Raw genomic sequence first — 15,308 nt, forward strand, 5'->3', positions numbered from 1 at the left:
GCGATGGCGTTGCGGAAGGCACAGGCGGCCCGGCAGGCCCAACAGCCGGTGATCGGTTTCGACTCCGCGCGGCTGGCCTGGTTGGTGATCTCGGGGATCGGGCTGTTCCCGCTTGTGGTCCTGGCCCTGCTGGCGCTGATCGTGCTGCTGATCATCTTCGGCATGGCCGGCGGCTCGCAGATGACCTCCTCCCCGGCGTCGTCGAGCACCGCCGGGCCGGGCACCGGAACCAGTGTGCTCATCGAACTCGCCGGCGGCGACGGTCGTGGCACCTTCGACGAGTCGAAGGTGCCGGATCAGGACCTGGTCGCGCCGATCAAGGAGGCCGCGAAAAAGTGCGACCTGCTCACTCCGGTCATTCTCGCGGCGCAGATCGAGTACGCGTCCGGCTTCGACGCGGCGAAGGAGGGGCCGCAGGGCCGCAAGGGGCTCTCCCAGCTGACGCCCGAGGTCTTCGACGAGTACGGCGAGGACGACGACGACAGCGGCGAAGCCTCGGCGCTGGATCCGGAGGACTCGATCCACGCCCACGCCCGGTACTTCTGCCACCTGGCCAGCGAGACCAGGAAACTGCTGGACGAGGGGAAGGTCGTCGGTGACCAGCTCAGCCTGACCCTGATGGCCTGGGACATCGGCCTGGAGGGGGTCAAGGCCCAGGGCGGCATGCCCGTGCTCGCCCTCGGCAGCTATCCGTTCCAGGTCCGTGCCCTGTTCGCGCAGTTCACCACCGACGGCTCGGAGGCAGAGTCACCGTCTCCCTCCGTATCCGCCACCCAGGACGATCCAGCCGGCCAGGACGGTCCGGACGGCGAGGCGGATCCGGACGGCCAGCCGGATCCGGACGGTGGCGAGGACACCGGATCCTCGCTGCTCAGTGGCTCCGAGTTCCAGGCGATGTTTCCCGGGCGGAACTCCTTCTACACCTACGACGGGCTGACCGACGCGATGGCGAAGTTTCCCACCTTCGCCGCCACCGGCGACGAACGGACCCGGAAGCGGGAACTGGCCGCCTTCCTGGCCAACATCGACCACGAGTCCGGTGGTCTGGTGCACGTCGAGGAGATCAATCGGTCCGCGTGGGGTAACTACTGCGATGCCGGCCAGCCCTACGGGTGCCCCGCCGGCCAGAGCGCCTACCACGGGCGGGGGCCCATCCAGCTCAGCTGGAACACCAACTACAAGGCTGCCGGCGACGCCCTCGGTCTGGACCTGCTCAACAACCCTGACCTGGTGAAGAACGACCCCTCGGTGGCGTGGCAGACCGCCCTGTGGTTCTGGATGACGCAGTCCGGGGCGGGCACCATGACGGCGCACGCCGCGATCACCGGGGGCGGGGGATTCGGCGAGACCATCAGAACCATAAACGGCGCGCTGGAATGCGGCGGCGGCAACCCGGCCCAGGTGCGGGCCCGGGTCGAGGCGTACCAGCGGTTCAGCGCCACGCTCGGCGTCGATCCCGGCGACGAGAGCACGCTCACGTGCTAGGAGGAGGCGACATGACGCAGGCGATCCAGCAGGACGAGCCGGTCCTGGACCAGCCGGCGGTGGTGCCACCGCCACCGGGAGAGCCGGAGCCCCGGCCGTTCTTCATTCTCTATCTGGACGGACCGGAGTACGCCGAGGAGCTGTGGCGATTGTCGCAGTGGGTGGAGAACCTGCTGCTGCCGGTCTACGGCGGCGAGGTCAGCTCCGGTTCGCCGTGGTGTCCCCGCTGGCGTGAGCATCCGGAGGCGATCGCCTACCTGCACGGGCTCTGGCTGGCCTGGCAGGAGCGAACCGGCCCGCAGGCCCAGGCGTCCGACCCGGCGACGTGGCACCAGAGCTATCTCTGGCCGACCATGGAGGCGCTGCGGAGCCCCAACGGCCCCTTCGCGGGTTGCAAACCCGGCTCGCACCGGCCGAAGGAGCGGCCCCAGGTGGAGTGAGTAGCCACCCCACCGGGACCGTCGGCGGTGCGAACCACGGACCGATGCGCCTGGGGCCGGATCTGGGCCCCACTGGGTCCTTCGACTCAGGCGCAGGAACCGGTTGATCACTAGCGTCCGTGCCGGGGGCACGCTCAGATCAGCCGGGCCGGAGGAGAGCACAGCCATGACCACCGACGTCTGCCCGACCGAACGGATCGGGGCCGAGACCGACCCGGTGAGCCGGATGCGGTCCATCCACGCCGCCAACGCCCAGCCGCTGTACTACTACCTGCTCCGGCTGACCTGCGGTCAGCGTGAACTTGCCGAGGACCTGCTCCAGGAGACCATGCTGCGGGCGTGGCGTCGGCTGGAGGAGTTGCCGACCGAGCCGGATCGGATCCGCCGCTGGCTCTTCATCGTCGCCCGCCACCTGGTGATCGACGCCGCCCGGGCCCGGGCGGCCCGGCCGGCCGAGATCTACGGGGTGGACGTGGGCTGGATGCCGTCCCCGGAGAACGCGCTCGATGAAGTCGTGGACCGCTCCGTCCTCTCCGACGCGCTCTGCCGGCTCACCCCGGAGCACCGCGCCGTGCTGATCGAGCTCTACTACGGCGGCGTCTCGGTCGCGGAGGCGGCCAGCCGGATCGGGATTCCGGAGGGGACCGTACGCTCGCGGTCCTTCTATGCCCTGCGCGCGGCGCGGGGGATCCTGGAAAGCGAGTCATAGCTCCCGACCGGCGGGTCCGGGTTGGTCACTACAGCCCGCCGGCCGGGTCCGCAGCGCCCAGCTCGCGGCGGCCACCGCCACCGGCGAGAGCCAGCCCAGCCCGGCGGCGACCGCGCGGACGGCACCGCGCAGGTCGGCTGCGTCGAAGTGACCGTGCACCAGGCAGCCGCACACCGGTGCCCGGAGCAGAGCGGTGATGCTCCGGCGGTCGGTGGTCCCGGTCATGATGATCACCTGCGACCGTCCGGCCAGGGCGCGCACCAGATCCCGGTCGTCGGGTGCGCGGACCTGGTCGTCAAGCAGCGTCACGGTGGGACGCATCCGGTGTGCCAGGGCCACCGCCTCGGCGCCGCAACCGGTGACGGCGACGACCCGGATCCGGTCGCCGCAGCCGAGCATGGCGCGCAGGGCGGCCCGCTCGGATGCACCGGGATGGACGATCAGCGCGGTGAGTGTCGTGCCCTGGCCGCCAGGGTCGCCGCTCAGCGCTCCGTTCGCCTCGCTCATCGGCCGTCCGCCGATCCGTCGCTCATGGTCATCCGATCCGGGCGGGTGGTGCCGGGCGGAAGGGCCCGTCGAGACTACGACGACCGTCCGTACCCGAGCGTTCAGCCAACGGCCGGATCCGCTTGAACTACCGCCGTCCCGTCCATCGCACCACAGCCTCGGTGCGGTTACCGACCTGCAACTTGCTGAAAATGTTGGCGAGGTGGTTCTTGACCGTTTTTTCGGTAAGCAGTAGCCGACGGGCGATCGCCGCGTTCGAGTGCCCGGCGCAGAGCAGGGCCATCACGTCCTGCTCGCGCCGGGTCAGGCCGAACCTCTCGCGCGCGGCCCGGAGGCGCTCCGCAGCGTCCGCGTCGGCCTGCTCGCGGGCCGCCTGCTCCCGCAAGGCGGAGATGGTGACCGAGGCAGTGCGCGGGGACAACCAGCCCTGGCCGGCCGCCACGGCCCGCACCGCGCGCAGCAACTCCGCCGGATCGAACTCGCCGTGCACCAGGTAGCCCCGGGCGCCGCCGCGCAGCATCCCGGCGATCAACTCGTCGGCGTCGTCACTTGTCAGTACGAGGACGTGGGAGTACTTCGCGACCTGGCTGACCACGCTGAGCCCGTCGGCGATGGGCATCCGGTGGTCCAGCAGGGTCACCTCCGGGCGCAATCGCTGGGCCATGGCCACCGCGGTGCGCCCGTCGGGCGCCTCACCAACCACGGTCACATCCTCGGCGCTGGCGAGCCAGCCGCGTAGCGCCGACCGTACGATGGGATTGTCATCTACGAGCATTACTTCGATCACGGTGACCACCCGCCGGAGCTGGTCAGCGCGGGGGAGAGGGGCAGCGTGGCGATCACGGCGGTGCCCAGGCCGGTGCGGGAGTCGAGCCGCAGCCTGCCGCCGGCCGCCTGGGCGCGTTCGATCATCCCGATGATGCCGAAGCTGCCCGCGGCGGAGAGTGTGGTCAGGTCGCGGGGAGGGGTGAAGCCCGCACCGTCGTCTCGGATGACCATCACCACCTGTCCTTCCCATTCGTGCAGGCTTACCCAGACCAGCGTGGCGTGCGCGTGCCGGGCCACGTTCTCCAACGCCTCGTTGAGAATCCGGGTCAACTCGTACCGCGTCGCTGGGGCCGGTTCCACGGCGCCGGCGTCGAGCCGTATCGGCACCCCGGTTCGCTCGGTCCACTCCTGACACGTCTGCCGCAGGTAGTCGAGCAACGGCCGGCGCAGCAGATCCCGGCGCAGTCCGGAGAGCAGCTCGCGGGCCTCTCGGATCGCGGTGTCCGCCCCGGTGGAGACGGTGTTTGCGAGTTCCTCGGCCAGATCGGGCTGGCGGCGTAGCAGGGTGGGCAGGGCGACCGCGGCGAAGGACACGCCACGCAGCGTCTTGGCGACCGAGTCGTGCAGCTCACGAGCCAACCGTGCCCGCTCGGAGGCGGCCGCTGAGTGTTGGGCGTTGGCCACCGCCGCGACCGAGGCATCGAGGTAGCGCGCGACGGTGGCGGTCACCACGGCGGCACCGTACCCGCAGACCAGGTTGATCATAGGAAAGGCGAGGACGAACGGGGCGGCAACGGAGTCCACCGGCCCTGTGGTGCGGAGCAGTTGCGTCGCGACGGCCAGCCCGAGCCCGGCATCGATGATCCACAGTGGTAGTGCGCGAGTGCCCAGCAGTGCGCCGGTGAGCGCGGCGAAGCCGGCCGCGTAGCAGAAGAAGGCGATGCCGCCGCCACTGAGCACCAAGATGGCGATCATGAGAGCGGCGTCGATGGTCAGGAAGCGCATCGGCCAACGGATGGCGGCTGGCCAGCGGCTCAGTACGGTGACCTGGATGGTCGTGACGGCGACGATGACGGCGAGCGTGCCGACCGCCCGCCAGGTGTCGTCGACGAGCTGGATGCCGACGCCGACCGCCGCGACCGTCAGCGCCAACCGGCCGAGCAACAGGGCTCGGCACAGGGCAACGTATGCGACGAATCGGTTCATCCGGTCGCGGTCAGCTTGTGGCGATCAGGTCGCGGTGCGGGGTGAAACCGTCGGCGTTGGACAGTGCGTCGTTGGACACCGCTCGACTCCCCCACGATGACCATGATCCCTGCGCATGATGGGCCAACCGTACACACGAGTATGCGCGCGACAAACGCCGGGCCGGCCGGATCCTGGTGGTGACCGGTGCGGTGACGAGGGCGAAGATGGTGAATGTCAGCCACCGTCGAGACGGTGGCTGGGCAGGGGTGCGCAGCCGAAACCGTCGTCCGGGTACTGTCCGGAAGGCTTCTGGAACTTTCGCTGCCGCCGGCCCCGAACTTCGGCACTCATCCGATGATTGCTGCCGCCGGTGCCCGGACAGCCGGCTCGGCTACCGCTGCTGAGCAGGGCGGATGCTGGAAACCCGGGCGGTCTGTAAAACCATGGTTTCCAGAGGATTTCCGGAAGTTGTTGACGGGTGGACGGTACCCGCCCAATACTGTTGGCCATCGACACAACTAGATGACGTCGATTGTCGCGACCTATTCGGCCGGTCGTGCTCGCCGACGATCGGCACCCCACCACCACCGCGGTACGCGCCGGCAGTCGATGGCGGCTGGCCAGCCACCCAAGCCTGCCGGCGCGTAGCGCACTGCTGGCCACCCGCCAGCCGTCATGAGGAGGAAGCATGAACAACGTCCCCGTCCCACCACGAAGTCGCAGGCGTGGACGCCTCAGGTCGATCATCGGTGCCGCCTGCGCCGTGGCGCTGATCTCGACCGGCACCGTCGCGATCTCGGCCAGCCCCGCCCACGCCGAGGCCGACCGGCAGGTCTGCTCGAACACGGAAGGCACCCACAACGGGTTCTTCTTCTCGTTCTGGAAGGACAGCGGCGACGCCTGCATGGTGTTGCGCGAGAACGGCCGCTACAGCAGCTCGTGGAGCCGGAGCACCAACAACTGGGTCGGCGGCAAGGGCTGGAACCCCGGAACCCGTCGCACGATCAGCTACTCGGGCAGCTACAACCCGGGCAACAACAACAGCTACCTCGCCCTGTACGGCTGGACCCGCAACCCGCTCGTCGAGTACTACATCGTCGAGAACTTCGGCAGCTACAACCCGAGCAGCGGCGCCACCCGGCTCGGCAGCGTCACCACCGACGGCGGCACCTACGACATCCTGCGCAGCCAGCGGGTCAACGCCCCGTCGATCGACGGCACCCAGACGTTCTACCAGTACTGGAGCGTCCGGCAGCAGAAGCGCAGCAGCGGCACCATCACCACCGCCAACCACTTCGACGCCTGGGCCCGCGTTGGCCTGAACCTCGGCAACCACTACTACCAGATCATGGCCACCGAGGGATACCAGAGCCAGGGAAGCTCGGACATCACCCTCCGGGAAGGCGGCGGCGGCGACCCCGGCCCCGGCCCCGGCCCCACCACTCCGCCGCCCGGCAACAACGGTTGTACGGTAAGCGTGAACCGGGCCGAGGACTGGAACGACCGCTTCAACACGACCTTCTCGGTCAGCGGCAGCAACAACTGGGTCGTCACCATCCGCACCAACGGCGGCCAGAGCCTGCAAAACAGCTGGAACGCCTCGATCAGCGGTAGCAGCGGCACCATCACCGCCCGCCCGAACGGCAACGGCAACAACTTCGGCATCACGCTCTACAAGAACGGCAACAACACCACACCCACCGCGACCTGCTCGACCGGCTGACCTGCCGGTCCGGACGGGGCGTCGGCAACTGCCGGCGCCCCGTCCGGCATGTCCGCCCTGGGCGGCAACCGGACGCCACTGATCCGCCGGACCGATCGACGATGGTGTCCGGTGGGGGCGGTGCCGGATGTGGTGCTGAGCGGGGCCGCCAACTGACGTGACGGTCCGGGCCGCATCCGCAGGATGGGGCCCGGACCGCCGTCGTCGACCGTCAGCGGTTGACGATCGTGACCGTCGCCTTGCGGTAGTTGTTGCCCTTGCCCTTGGTCGGGTCGTAGCCCTTCTCGACGTTGCCGGCCGCGTCGACCGAGAACCAGTGGAACGTGGTCGTCTCGGTCACGTGGAACACCTCGCCCGGCTCCCGGAACTCGGTCGCCTGGTAACGCGGCGAGTCCAGGGTGGGACGGCTGCCATCCGTCGTGTAGTAGATGGTGGCCGGTTCGTCGGTCTCGAAGCGCACGTCGACCGAGCCGTGGTAGCGCCCGCCGCCGGGAACGAGGGTGGAGGTGGGCTTCTTCTTGTCCTTGCCCCAGTCCGCCGCGACCCGGAACATCTCCATGATGCCGTTGGCGTACTCCATGGTCTCGGCGTGGCCGCTGACCAGCTCGGGGTTGCCCTCCCACGGCGGCTGGAACGAGCCGCCCTGCCAGTTGCCGGTCGCCGGGTTGTAGACCGAGCCGCCGACCTCCCAGCCGAAGGCGTAGATCCCGTAGGTGTGGTACAGATCCTCACGTACGTTGCCGGCGGAGGAGTAGAGCACGTCCGACGAGCCACCGACGTTCTCCGGCGTGACGACGGTCTCCCGGTAGGCCTTCACCTGCGACAGGATCCGACCGGCCGACTGCCAGTAGAACGCCTCGTCGCCCAGCGGCGGGCGGGGCGTGGTGATCCGTCCGTCCGCGATGTACGCACCCGGCTGCCAGAAGAGCTGACCACCGTTGGAGTGCACCGACATCATGAACTTGATGTTGTCGAACTTCTCGACAAGCCAGATGACGTTCTTCGACTCCGGCTCGGAGAGCTTCTCCGGGCCCTGGTAGGTGTTGCTGATGCAGCTGGTGGAGCCGCCCGCGTAACCGTCGTGACCCGACCCGACCCGGTAGTTGCGGTTCAGGTCCACGCCCCAGGAGTCGCGCCGACCCGGGTCGGCGTTCTCGTCCGGGCAGTGGTTGGTCAGGTTCCGGCGCTGCGACGCGAAGTTGTAGAAGCTGTAGTTCGCGCCGTCCGGGTTGTTGGACAGGATGAAGAAGACGTCGGTGTTGTCGACGATCTTCTTGGTCTCCTTGTCGGAGTTGTAGTTCTGCACCAGCCGCTCGGCGGCTTCCAGCGACGTCGTCGCGGGCACCCACTCGCGGGCGTGGTCCTGCGCCTGGATCAGCACGCCCGGGTTGCGCCCGTCGCGGTGCTTGCCGATCCGCAGCACCGGAATCGTCGCCTCGCCACGCGGCGGATCGCCCGCCGGCGCACCGGCGCGCTTCTGGTCCAGGAAGTCGGTGAGCGCGATCGGGGTGGCCGTCGACGCGACGATGCCGGTGCCGGCGTTCGTGCGGTACGGATGCGCCCGGTCGATCAGACCCTGGGACTGGGTCCGCAGCGCCGTCGCCACCTCAGCGGCGGTGCTCGCGAGCTCACCAGCGGCGTTCTTGGCCAGCAGCACACGTACCGCCTTGCCGTTCACCTCGACCGCGAGCGGAAGGTTCGCCCCCGACCGGTTCACGAACTCGACGGTGATGTCGTTACCGCCCTCGTGACCCCACGCCGCCGAGTGGACCACGACCGCCGACTGCCCGGTGCCACCGATCGTGGCCATCGCCTTGCGCTGGTAGCCGTTCGTCTTGTTCGGCAGGTAGACGATCTGCGCGATCTTCGGGTACTCGCGGGCGATCTCCTCAGCGCGCTGGAAGAGCTGCTGCGGGGTCTTGTATCCGTCGACCAGGTTCCACTTGTAGCCCCGCTTGTCCGTCAACGGCGGAGGGGCGTTCTCCAGCCAGTTCGAGACCTTGCCGGTGGTCACGCCGCCGGTCGCGCTGGTGACCCGGATCTGGTCCGGGCGAGTGTCCAACTTGAACAGGTTCCGGTGGAACATGTACTGCCCGGAGTCGACGAAGCGGCTCATCGTCCGGGCAAAGCCGAACGAGGTGCCCGGGCCGGAGTCGTTCTCGAGCTGCATGCCGACGATCGGGTTGGTCTGCGCCCCCTCGGTGGTGCGCGCCTCCACGTAGAGGAAACCCTGCCCCTTGGTGGTGAACCAGTCGGCGCGGGCGATCCGCACCGTCGCCTGGTGGCTGGCCGGCTGGACCGTCTGAGCCGTACGAGCACCGGACGTGCTGACGGCCTGTAGACCGCCGTCGGCCTCGTCGCTCCAGGTGAAGCCCTCGTCGTCGCCGAGGATCTTGACGCCCATCGCCTCGAGTTCGGCGATCTGCTCGGCGGTGGCCATCACCTCGCCCTCGATGCCGTCGGGCACCCGCTGGAGACCGTGCTCCAGGTCGAAGCCGGCGTCGACGACCTTCTCCAGCATCTCGGCGCCGGTCAGTTGGATGCGTACGTGGCCTATCTCCGCCTGATGCTCCAGGTGCGAGCGCTCTGCGCCGGTCGACGCGGCGGGCTCCGCGCCGACCGGCGCGGGCGCGCCGGCCAAGAGCGTGCTGCCCACCAGGGCGGGCAGCACGAGAAGCGCGATGCGCAGTTTGGTGCGCCGCATGCTTTCCCCTTCCACGTTGTGACGTGCGGTCTCCTATCGGGTGCGTGGAACCTATCGGTGCCGATGAAACTAGACCGGCCTTGATCTGCGCAGTTGAGAGAATCTTGAGCTTCGCCGCCGGCGGGTGCGCCACCTTGCCGGACGAAAACCTCTTCGGCCGCTGGCCGCCGCGGCGAAGACGGTGTGGATCCCGGCGCGAGGGCAGCGCACTGGGAAGAAACATCTAACACGGCGCGGATCCGGGTGCAGGTGACCGGATCGGCCGGTGACCGACGCGGTCTCGCCGGGCAGGGCGCTACGGCAGCTCGGGTTGGCGGCCGACCCGAATCGCCAGCCGGTCGAGGTACCGCACCTGAAGCGCGACCAGCGCGACCAGGAACAGCACCATGATCGGTAGTGGGAGCACCGCGCCGAGGGCCAGTTCGTCGCCACGGACTCGGCCGGTGCCGCCCTGCGCCATCGCCTCGACCGCTGCCGTCCGGGTGCCCGGCGTCTGCCCCACGAGCCACGGCCAGAGCAGTTGCCCGGCGGTGACCAGCCAGGTCACCAGACCGGCCAGCAGCACCATCGGTGCGGCCGGGGCGAGCATCGTGCGCCCCAGCCCGCCGCCGGCCCGCCACCTGGGCTCCAGTCCGCGAAACAGCACGGTGAACAGGAACAGCGCCGGGATGCTGACCCAGCCGGGCGGCATGATCCCGAGGAAGGTGTTGAGCTGGCCGAGGTCACGGGTCCGTAGGTAGGACTCGATGGCGAGCGGTCCGGTGCCGACGAACAGCCACGGCGCGAACGGCAGAAGGAGCAACTCGCTGAACCGGCCCAGGGGGCGCAGCCCGCCGATGGCGAAGCCGCCGGCCACGGCGACACCGATGGTGACGACCGTCGTCAGCAGCGTCGGCAGCCAGGTCCAGACCAGCAGGTCGCCCAGGCTGGCGCCCGGCAGCAGCCCAAGGTCGTTGGTGTACCGGAAGCTGCGGCGCAGCCACGGCCACGCCGCCCACAGCATCAGGCCGACCGACACCACGCCCGCCGCGGCCAGCCCGATCCGGGCCGCACGACTGCCCTCGCCCGGCGCTGCCGGCGGCCCGGCAGGCGCGGTGGCCTTCGGTCCGGACGTGTCGGGGTGCGCGGCCGGTCGTTCGGCGATCTCGATCCGGGTGCGGCTGGCCAGCAGCAGTGCCGTCGCCGCCAGGCCCAGCACGGCCAGGACGGCGAGCAGCAGCACTGCCTCGGCGGAGCCGCGACCGAGGTCCATCCGAGCCAGGGACAGGGCGACAATGTTCGTCAGGGGCAGGGGCGCGCGGTTGCTGGCGATCAGCATCGGCGCGACGAAGCTCTGCAACGTGGCCGCGATGATCCCGATCAGCAGCAGGCCGGCCACGGTCGCTGCCGCCGGCAGCGCGTCGTTCAGCCGGCGACGACCGCGTAGCGTGCCGAGGAAGGCGGTGGTGGCGACGGCGACGACGAGCCCCGCGCCACCGACCGCGGTCAGCTCCGCGAGCATCGCGTACGGGCGGGCCAGCGAGCCCGGTTCGATGCGGTCGAGGCGCCAACCGAGGATCAGCGCCACCGGCGCGTACCCGGCGACCGGCACGGCCAACAGGGCTCGGGTGGCCAGCCGAGCCCGCCGCCCGGCCCGGTCGGCGAGCAGTGCCAGCACCGGTGCGACCAGCAGGGCCAGCACGAGCGGGACGATCGCCAACAGCAGGGCCATTCGGTACTCGCCGACGATGCCCTGCTCGAAGCGCTGTCGGTAGTGGTCGGTGCCGACGTCGATCGACGGGTTGAGCAGGCGGTCCTGGGTCGACGGGCCGAGCAGGCGGTCCCGGGTCGTGGAGCGAGCTATCGCCAGCCCGGTGGGCAGCAGATAGGACCAGGCGAGGGCGAGAAGGGCGGGAAGCAGCAGCAGGAATCCGATGCCGATCCGGATGCCGGTGCCCAGTGGGGCGCGCGGTGCCGGCACGGACAGTGCTGGGCTGGTCATCGTGCTCCTCGTGTGATCGGGTGCTTGGCCGGCCCGACGATAGGCGCAACGATCAAGTAGGGCCATCACCGTCCGCAACTTATGTCCACAAGGGCCAGACAGTGTGGCGGTGTGGCCAAGCCCGGTACGCGAGCAGCGAGTACGCGGCCCACCGTCGTGGCCGGTAGCCGGTCAGCCCTTGACGGCACCGATCAGCACGCCCTTGACGAAGTGCCGCTGGATGAACGGGTAGACGGCGACGATCGGCGCGACGGTGACGATGACCACCGCCATCTTGATCGCCTCGGTGGGCGGCATGGTGACGCCGCTGCTGCCGCCGGAGGTGTTCGGAGCCTGCCCGGCCAGCAGGTAGCTCTGCAACACCCGCTGGATCGGGTACATGTCGTTGCTGTCGATGAAGAGCACCGCGTCGAACCAGACGTTCCAGTAGGCCACCGCGTAGAAGAGGCCGACCACCGCGATCACCGCCCGGGACAGCGGCAGGACGATCCGGGCCAGGGTCAGGAAGTCGTTGGCGCCGTCGATGCGGGCGCTGTCCAGCAGTTCCTGCGGGATGCCCTGGAAGAAGCCCCGGACGACGACCAGGTTGAACACGCTGATCGCGGGGGGCAGGATCAGCGCCCAGATGGTGTCCTTGAGGCCCAGCCCGGTCACCACGAGGTACTTCGGCACCAGCGGCGGGTAGATCAGGAACGGCAGCAGGAAGTACGCGAGCAGCCACCGGTAGCCCAACGAGCGCGGCCGGGACAGCCCGTACGCGGCGAGCACCGTCACGGTCAGCGCGATGGCGGTGCCGATGACGGTGACCAGGGTGCTGATCCACAGTGCCCGGGTGACGGCGCCACCGGCGAAGATGGTCTCGTACGCGGAGGTGTCGATTCCCCTGGGGACGACCACGAAGCCGCCGGCCTCGGCGATCGTCTCCCGCGAGGAGAGGCTGGTCACCAGGATCACCCAGAACGGGAAGAGCACGCCGAGCACGAGCAGGCCGAGCAGCAGCGCCTTGCCGGCCTGACCGACCGCTGTGGGTTTCTCCTCCCACACCGGGCGGGTACGCGGCCGGGGCGGCTTCCGGGCGATGGTGGTGGTCATGAGCGCGAGTAGATCCCTCGTTCGCCGAGCAGGTGCGCCACCTTGTTGGCGGCCAGGATCAGGCAGAGCCCGATGGCGGCCTTGAAGAGGCCGGCCGCGGCACCGTAGCCGTAGTTCCCGGTGGCGATGGAGAAGTGGTAGACGAAGGTGTCGAGCACCTCCGAGGCCTGCCGGCCGACGGCCTCGCGTTGCAGGAGGAACTGCTCGAAGCCGACCGAGAGCGCGTCGCCCAACCGCAGGATGAGCAGCAGTACGATCACCGGGCGCAGGCCGGGCAGGGTGATGTGCCAGAGCCGGCGCCACCGTCCGGCGCCGTCGGCCGCCGCCGCCTCGTAGAGGTTCTGGTCGATGGTGGATAGCGCGGCCAGGAAGACGATGGTGCCCCAGCCGACGTCCTTCCAGACCGCCTCGGCGGTGACCAGGATGATGAAGGTGTCCGGGTTGGTCATGATGTGCCACGGTTCCATCCCGGCCTCGCGCATCGTCTGCGCCAGCAGACCGGCGCCGCCGAACATGGCGACGAAGAAGGTGACCACCAGCACCCAGCTGAAGAAGTGCGGCAGGTACACCACGGTCTGGATGAAGCCGCGCAGCCGGCTGGAGAGCAGGTTGTGCAGCGCGATCGCCAGCAGGATCGGCAGCGGAAAGAAGAAGACCAGCTGGAACGCGGTGATCGCCAGGGTGTTGCGGAACGCGCCCCAGAACGCCGGGTCCTCGAAGAGGAGCTGGAACTGCCCGAAGCCGATCCAGTTGCTCTGCGTGAACGCCTCAAGTGGATTGTCACCGAGGTACGGGTTGTAGTCCTGAAAGGCGATGACGTTGCCGAGGATCGGCAGGTAGCTGAAGACCAGCAGGATGAGGAAGCCCGGTGCGACCATGGCCAGCAGCTGCCAGTCGCGGCGCAGCCGGGCCCGCAGCGAGATCCGGCGACGGCCGGTGCGGGGCGCGGGTGGCCCGGCCGGTGGGCTCGCCCCGCGAGGCCGGGTCCGGTCGGTCCCGGCCTCGACGGGTGCGTGACTGGTGCTCATCAGTTGGCCTTGGGCAGCGATTCCGCGAGCAGGCGCCGGGCCTCCTCACCGCCGTTGGCCTTCCATTCCTGCACGATGGCGTCGACGTCGGACAGCGGCCGGCGGCCCCGCAGCACGTCGTTGAACTTGTCCTCGGTGGGCACCTGGTTGGCCTTGTAGGCGGCCGGCATCTCCAGCTTCACCCCGTTCCAGGGGTCCTTCTCCAGGTACTTGACCATCTGGTTGGAGTAGTTCAGCAGGTCCGGGACGTAGTTGGGGGTGTCCGGGAACGGCCCGATGGCCGGGTTGCGACCGCTGATGAAGAAGTACTGGTTGACGATTTCCTTGAACGCCAGGTCGGTCTTGCGGGGGCCGTTCGGCGTCGGGGTGTGGTGTTTGCCCTCCACCCCGTAGTCGCGTAGCTGTGCCTCCTGGCTACCCAGCGGCGCGGAGCACCAGTTGATGACGCGCAGCAGTTCCTCGACGCGTTCCTTGCCGACGCCCTTCTTGACGAAGGTGAACGAGATCGGCTCGTCGTCGCCCCAGACCAGGGGATCCCCGCCGGTGGCGGAGTAGATCGGCACCGGCTGGATGTTGAGCTTGGGGTTCACCTTCTGGTGTTCGGCCTGGGCCGGCTGCCACATGCCGACCCCCGCCCGGGTGAAGACGATCGCGCCGTTCTTGGCGAAGAGTTGGGCGGAGTCGGCGCCCCGGCTGGCGATGATGTCCGGGTGGACCAGGCCGTCCTGGTAGATCTTCGCCATCACCTCAAGTGCCTGGCGGAACTCCGGGGTCTCGTACTTGAACTCGGGGGTGCCGTCGGAGGTCAGCCGCCAGCCCTGCTTGGAGCCGGGCACCTTGTGGTACATCTGGATCATGGCGAAGACGTCGTCGAAGGCCCACACCTTCTTCGCCGGGTCGGTGACCTCCTTCGCCATCGCCAGCAGTTCGTCAAGCGAGGTCGGGATGGTCAGGCCGCGGGCGTCCAGCAGGTCCTTGCGGGTGAACATCGCCCACGGGAACGGTCCGTCGGTCGGGTTGGGCACCGCCGCGAGGCGTCCGTTCCAGATGGCGTGCCGCCAGGCCCCGGTCGGGAAGGCAGCCAGCATCGGGTAGGCGTCTGCCGCGTCGCCCTTGAGGTGGTCGGTCAGATCCTCGAAGAGTACGCCGATGGCCTCGGCGAACCGCGGGATCTTCTCCACCTCCCAGCCCGGTACGCAGAGCAGTTCCGGAACGTCCCGGCCGCCGAACATGGCGTTGAGCTTGTCCGCGTACGTGTTGCCGTCCTGGATGGTGAAGTTGACCGGGACGCCGAGTTCCGCGTTTACCGCCTGGAGGTAGGCGCTCTGGGCGATGCCGGGCGGTGCGGGACCCCACTGTGGGGTCATCGCCGTGATCTCCTTGCCGCTGCTGCCCGGCTTCTCGCTGATCAGGTCGACCAGGTTGCTCGGATATTTGGTGTATCCGTCCGGCACCGGCCGGGTGCCGACGATGTCCGGCGCGATGCTCTGGGTCAGCTCCTTGTGGGTGGGCAGGATGTCGGCGAAGGCGTCCAGGTTCTGCGCGGTGCCGCTGCCGGCCGGCTTCTCCGAGCAGCCGGTGAGCAGTGGGCCGCCGGCGACGGTGGCCGCGCCGAGGCCCACCAGGCCGAGGAAGGTACGGCGGCTGCTCCTCGCACCGGAGTGCTGATATGTCATCGGTCTT

13 protein-coding genes are annotated in these 15,308 nt (G+C 69.2%); 5 read left to right on the plus strand and 8 right to left on the minus strand.

All coding sequences use genetic code 11. The features are described from left to right. Nucleotides 1-3 precede the first annotated feature (3 nt). The 3 genes from QQG74_RS14250 (at nucleotide 4) to QQG74_RS14260 (ending at nucleotide 2,634) form a co-directional block, all read left to right on the plus strand. Nucleotides 4-1,485, plus strand: coding sequence for a glycoside hydrolase family 19 protein (locus QQG74_RS14250; protein WP_341720760.1), 1,482 nt, complete (start codon nucleotides 4-6; stop codon nucleotides 1,483-1,485). Nucleotides 1,486-1,496: 11 nt separating this feature from the next. Then, complete coding sequence (locus QQG74_RS14255) at nucleotides 1,497-1,925, plus strand: DUF4913 domain-containing protein (RefSeq protein ID WP_341720761.1); 429 nt, start codon at nucleotides 1,497-1,499, stop codon at nucleotides 1,923-1,925. Nucleotides 1,926-2,091: 166 nt separating this feature from the next. Then, nucleotides 2,092-2,634 (plus strand): sigma-70 family RNA polymerase sigma factor, encoded by a 543-nt coding sequence (locus QQG74_RS14260; protein ID WP_341720762.1) that lies wholly within the window; start codon nucleotides 2,092-2,094, stop codon nucleotides 2,632-2,634. Here QQG74_RS14260 and QQG74_RS14265 read toward each other — a convergent pair. The 3 genes from QQG74_RS14265 to QQG74_RS14275 all read right to left on the minus strand — a co-directional run bounded on the left by QQG74_RS14265 (nucleotide 2,629) and on the right by QQG74_RS14275 (nucleotide 5,115). Continuing rightward, the gene (locus tag QQG74_RS14265; RefSeq protein WP_341720763.1) at nucleotides 2,629-3,141 is read right to left on the minus strand and encodes a hypothetical protein; all 513 of its coding nucleotides are present in this window, start codon (nucleotides 3,139-3,141) and stop codon (nucleotides 2,629-2,631) included. The genes QQG74_RS14260 and QQG74_RS14265 overlap by 6 nt on opposite strands. Nucleotides 3,142-3,268: 127 nt before the next feature. Then, entirely contained in the window at nucleotides 3,269-3,916 is a 648-nt protein-coding gene (locus tag QQG74_RS14270) for a response regulator transcription factor (RefSeq protein ID WP_341721234.1), read from the minus strand. 8 nt (nucleotides 3,917-3,924) lie between these two features. Further along, nucleotides 3,925-5,115, minus strand: coding sequence for a histidine kinase (locus QQG74_RS14275; RefSeq protein ID WP_341720764.1), 1,191 nt, complete (start codon nucleotides 5,113-5,115; stop codon nucleotides 3,925-3,927). A 538-nt stretch (nucleotides 5,116-5,653) separates the two neighbouring features. Between QQG74_RS14275 and QQG74_RS14280 the strand changes: the two genes are divergently transcribed. Next, entirely contained in the window at nucleotides 5,654-5,776 is a 123-nt protein-coding gene (locus QQG74_RS14280) for a hypothetical protein (protein ID WP_341720765.1), read from the plus strand. A gap of 9 nt (nucleotides 5,777-5,785) precedes the next feature. Next, nucleotides 5,786-6,820, plus strand: coding sequence for a glycoside hydrolase family 11 protein (locus tag QQG74_RS14285; RefSeq protein WP_341720766.1), 1,035 nt, complete (start codon nucleotides 5,786-5,788; stop codon nucleotides 6,818-6,820). A 211-nt stretch (nucleotides 6,821-7,031) separates the two neighbouring features. Here QQG74_RS14285 and QQG74_RS14290 read toward each other — a convergent pair whose 3' ends face one another. The 5 genes from QQG74_RS14290 to QQG74_RS14310 form a co-directional block, all read right to left on the minus strand. Then, on the minus strand, nucleotides 7,032-9,524 hold the full coding sequence (locus QQG74_RS14290) for a M14 family zinc carboxypeptidase (protein WP_341720767.1): 2,493 nt from the start codon (nucleotides 9,522-9,524) through the stop codon (nucleotides 7,032-7,034). A gap of 295 nt (nucleotides 9,525-9,819) precedes the next feature. Further along, complete coding sequence (locus tag QQG74_RS14295; RefSeq protein WP_341720768.1) at nucleotides 9,820-11,505, minus strand: sugar ABC transporter permease; 1,686 nt, start codon at nucleotides 11,503-11,505, stop codon at nucleotides 9,820-9,822. Between the two features lie 171 nt (nucleotides 11,506-11,676). Beyond that, complete coding sequence (locus tag QQG74_RS14300) at nucleotides 11,677-12,597, minus strand: carbohydrate ABC transporter permease (protein ID WP_341720769.1); 921 nt, start codon at nucleotides 12,595-12,597, stop codon at nucleotides 11,677-11,679. Then, a complete protein-coding gene (locus tag QQG74_RS14305; protein WP_341720770.1) occupies nucleotides 12,594-13,625 on the minus strand; it encodes an ABC transporter permease subunit in 1,032 nt (343 codons plus the stop codon). The genes QQG74_RS14300 and QQG74_RS14305 overlap by 4 nt, the downstream gene beginning before the upstream one ends. Beyond that, on the minus strand, nucleotides 13,625-15,301 hold the full coding sequence (locus QQG74_RS14310; RefSeq protein WP_341720771.1) for an extracellular solute-binding protein: 1,677 nt from the start codon (nucleotides 15,299-15,301) through the stop codon (nucleotides 13,625-13,627). The genes QQG74_RS14305 and QQG74_RS14310 overlap by 1 nt, the downstream gene beginning before the upstream one ends. Nucleotides 15,302-15,308 lie beyond the last annotated feature (7 nt).

It is taken from the genome of Micromonospora sp. FIMYZ51, from assembly GCF_038246755.1.
GTDB lineage: Bacteria > Actinomycetota > Actinomycetes > Mycobacteriales > Micromonosporaceae > Micromonospora.

Coding starts and splice junctions, on each gene's coding strand:
- QQG74_RS14270 (WP_341721234.1), bottom strand. CDS start 3,916: ATGCTCGTAGATGACAATCCCATCGTACGGTCGGCGCTACGCGGCTGG.
- QQG74_RS14300 (WP_341720769.1), bottom strand. CDS start 12,597: ATGACCACCACCATCGCCCGGAAGCCGCCCCGGCCGCGTACCCGCCCG.
- QQG74_RS14260 (WP_341720762.1), top strand. CDS start 2,092: ATGACCACCGACGTCTGCCCGACCGAACGGATCGGGGCCGAGACCGAC.
- QQG74_RS14290 (WP_341720767.1), bottom strand. CDS start 9,524: ATGCGGCGCACCAAACTGCGCATCGCGCTTCTCGTGCTGCCCGCCCTG.
- QQG74_RS14305 (WP_341720770.1), bottom strand. CDS start 13,625: ATGAGCACCAGTCACGCACCCGTCGAGGCCGGGACCGACCGGACCCGG.
- QQG74_RS14255 (WP_341720761.1), top strand. CDS start 1,497: ATGACGCAGGCGATCCAGCAGGACGAGCCGGTCCTGGACCAGCCGGCG.
- QQG74_RS14295 (WP_341720768.1), bottom strand. CDS start 11,505: ATGACCAGCCCAGCACTGTCCGTGCCGGCACCGCGCGCCCCACTGGGC.
- QQG74_RS14275 (WP_341720764.1), bottom strand. CDS start 5,115: ATGAACCGATTCGTCGCATACGTTGCCCTGTGCCGAGCCCTGTTGCTC.
- QQG74_RS14250 (WP_341720760.1), top strand. CDS start 4: ATGGCGTTGCGGAAGGCACAGGCGGCCCGGCAGGCCCAACAGCCGGTG.
- QQG74_RS14285 (WP_341720766.1), top strand. CDS start 5,786: ATGAACAACGTCCCCGTCCCACCACGAAGTCGCAGGCGTGGACGCCTC.
- QQG74_RS14310 (WP_341720771.1), bottom strand. CDS start 15,301: ATGACATATCAGCACTCCGGTGCGAGGAGCAGCCGCCGTACCTTCCTC.
- QQG74_RS14265 (WP_341720763.1), bottom strand. CDS start 3,141: ATGAGCGAGGCGAACGGAGCGCTGAGCGGCGACCCTGGCGGCCAGGGC.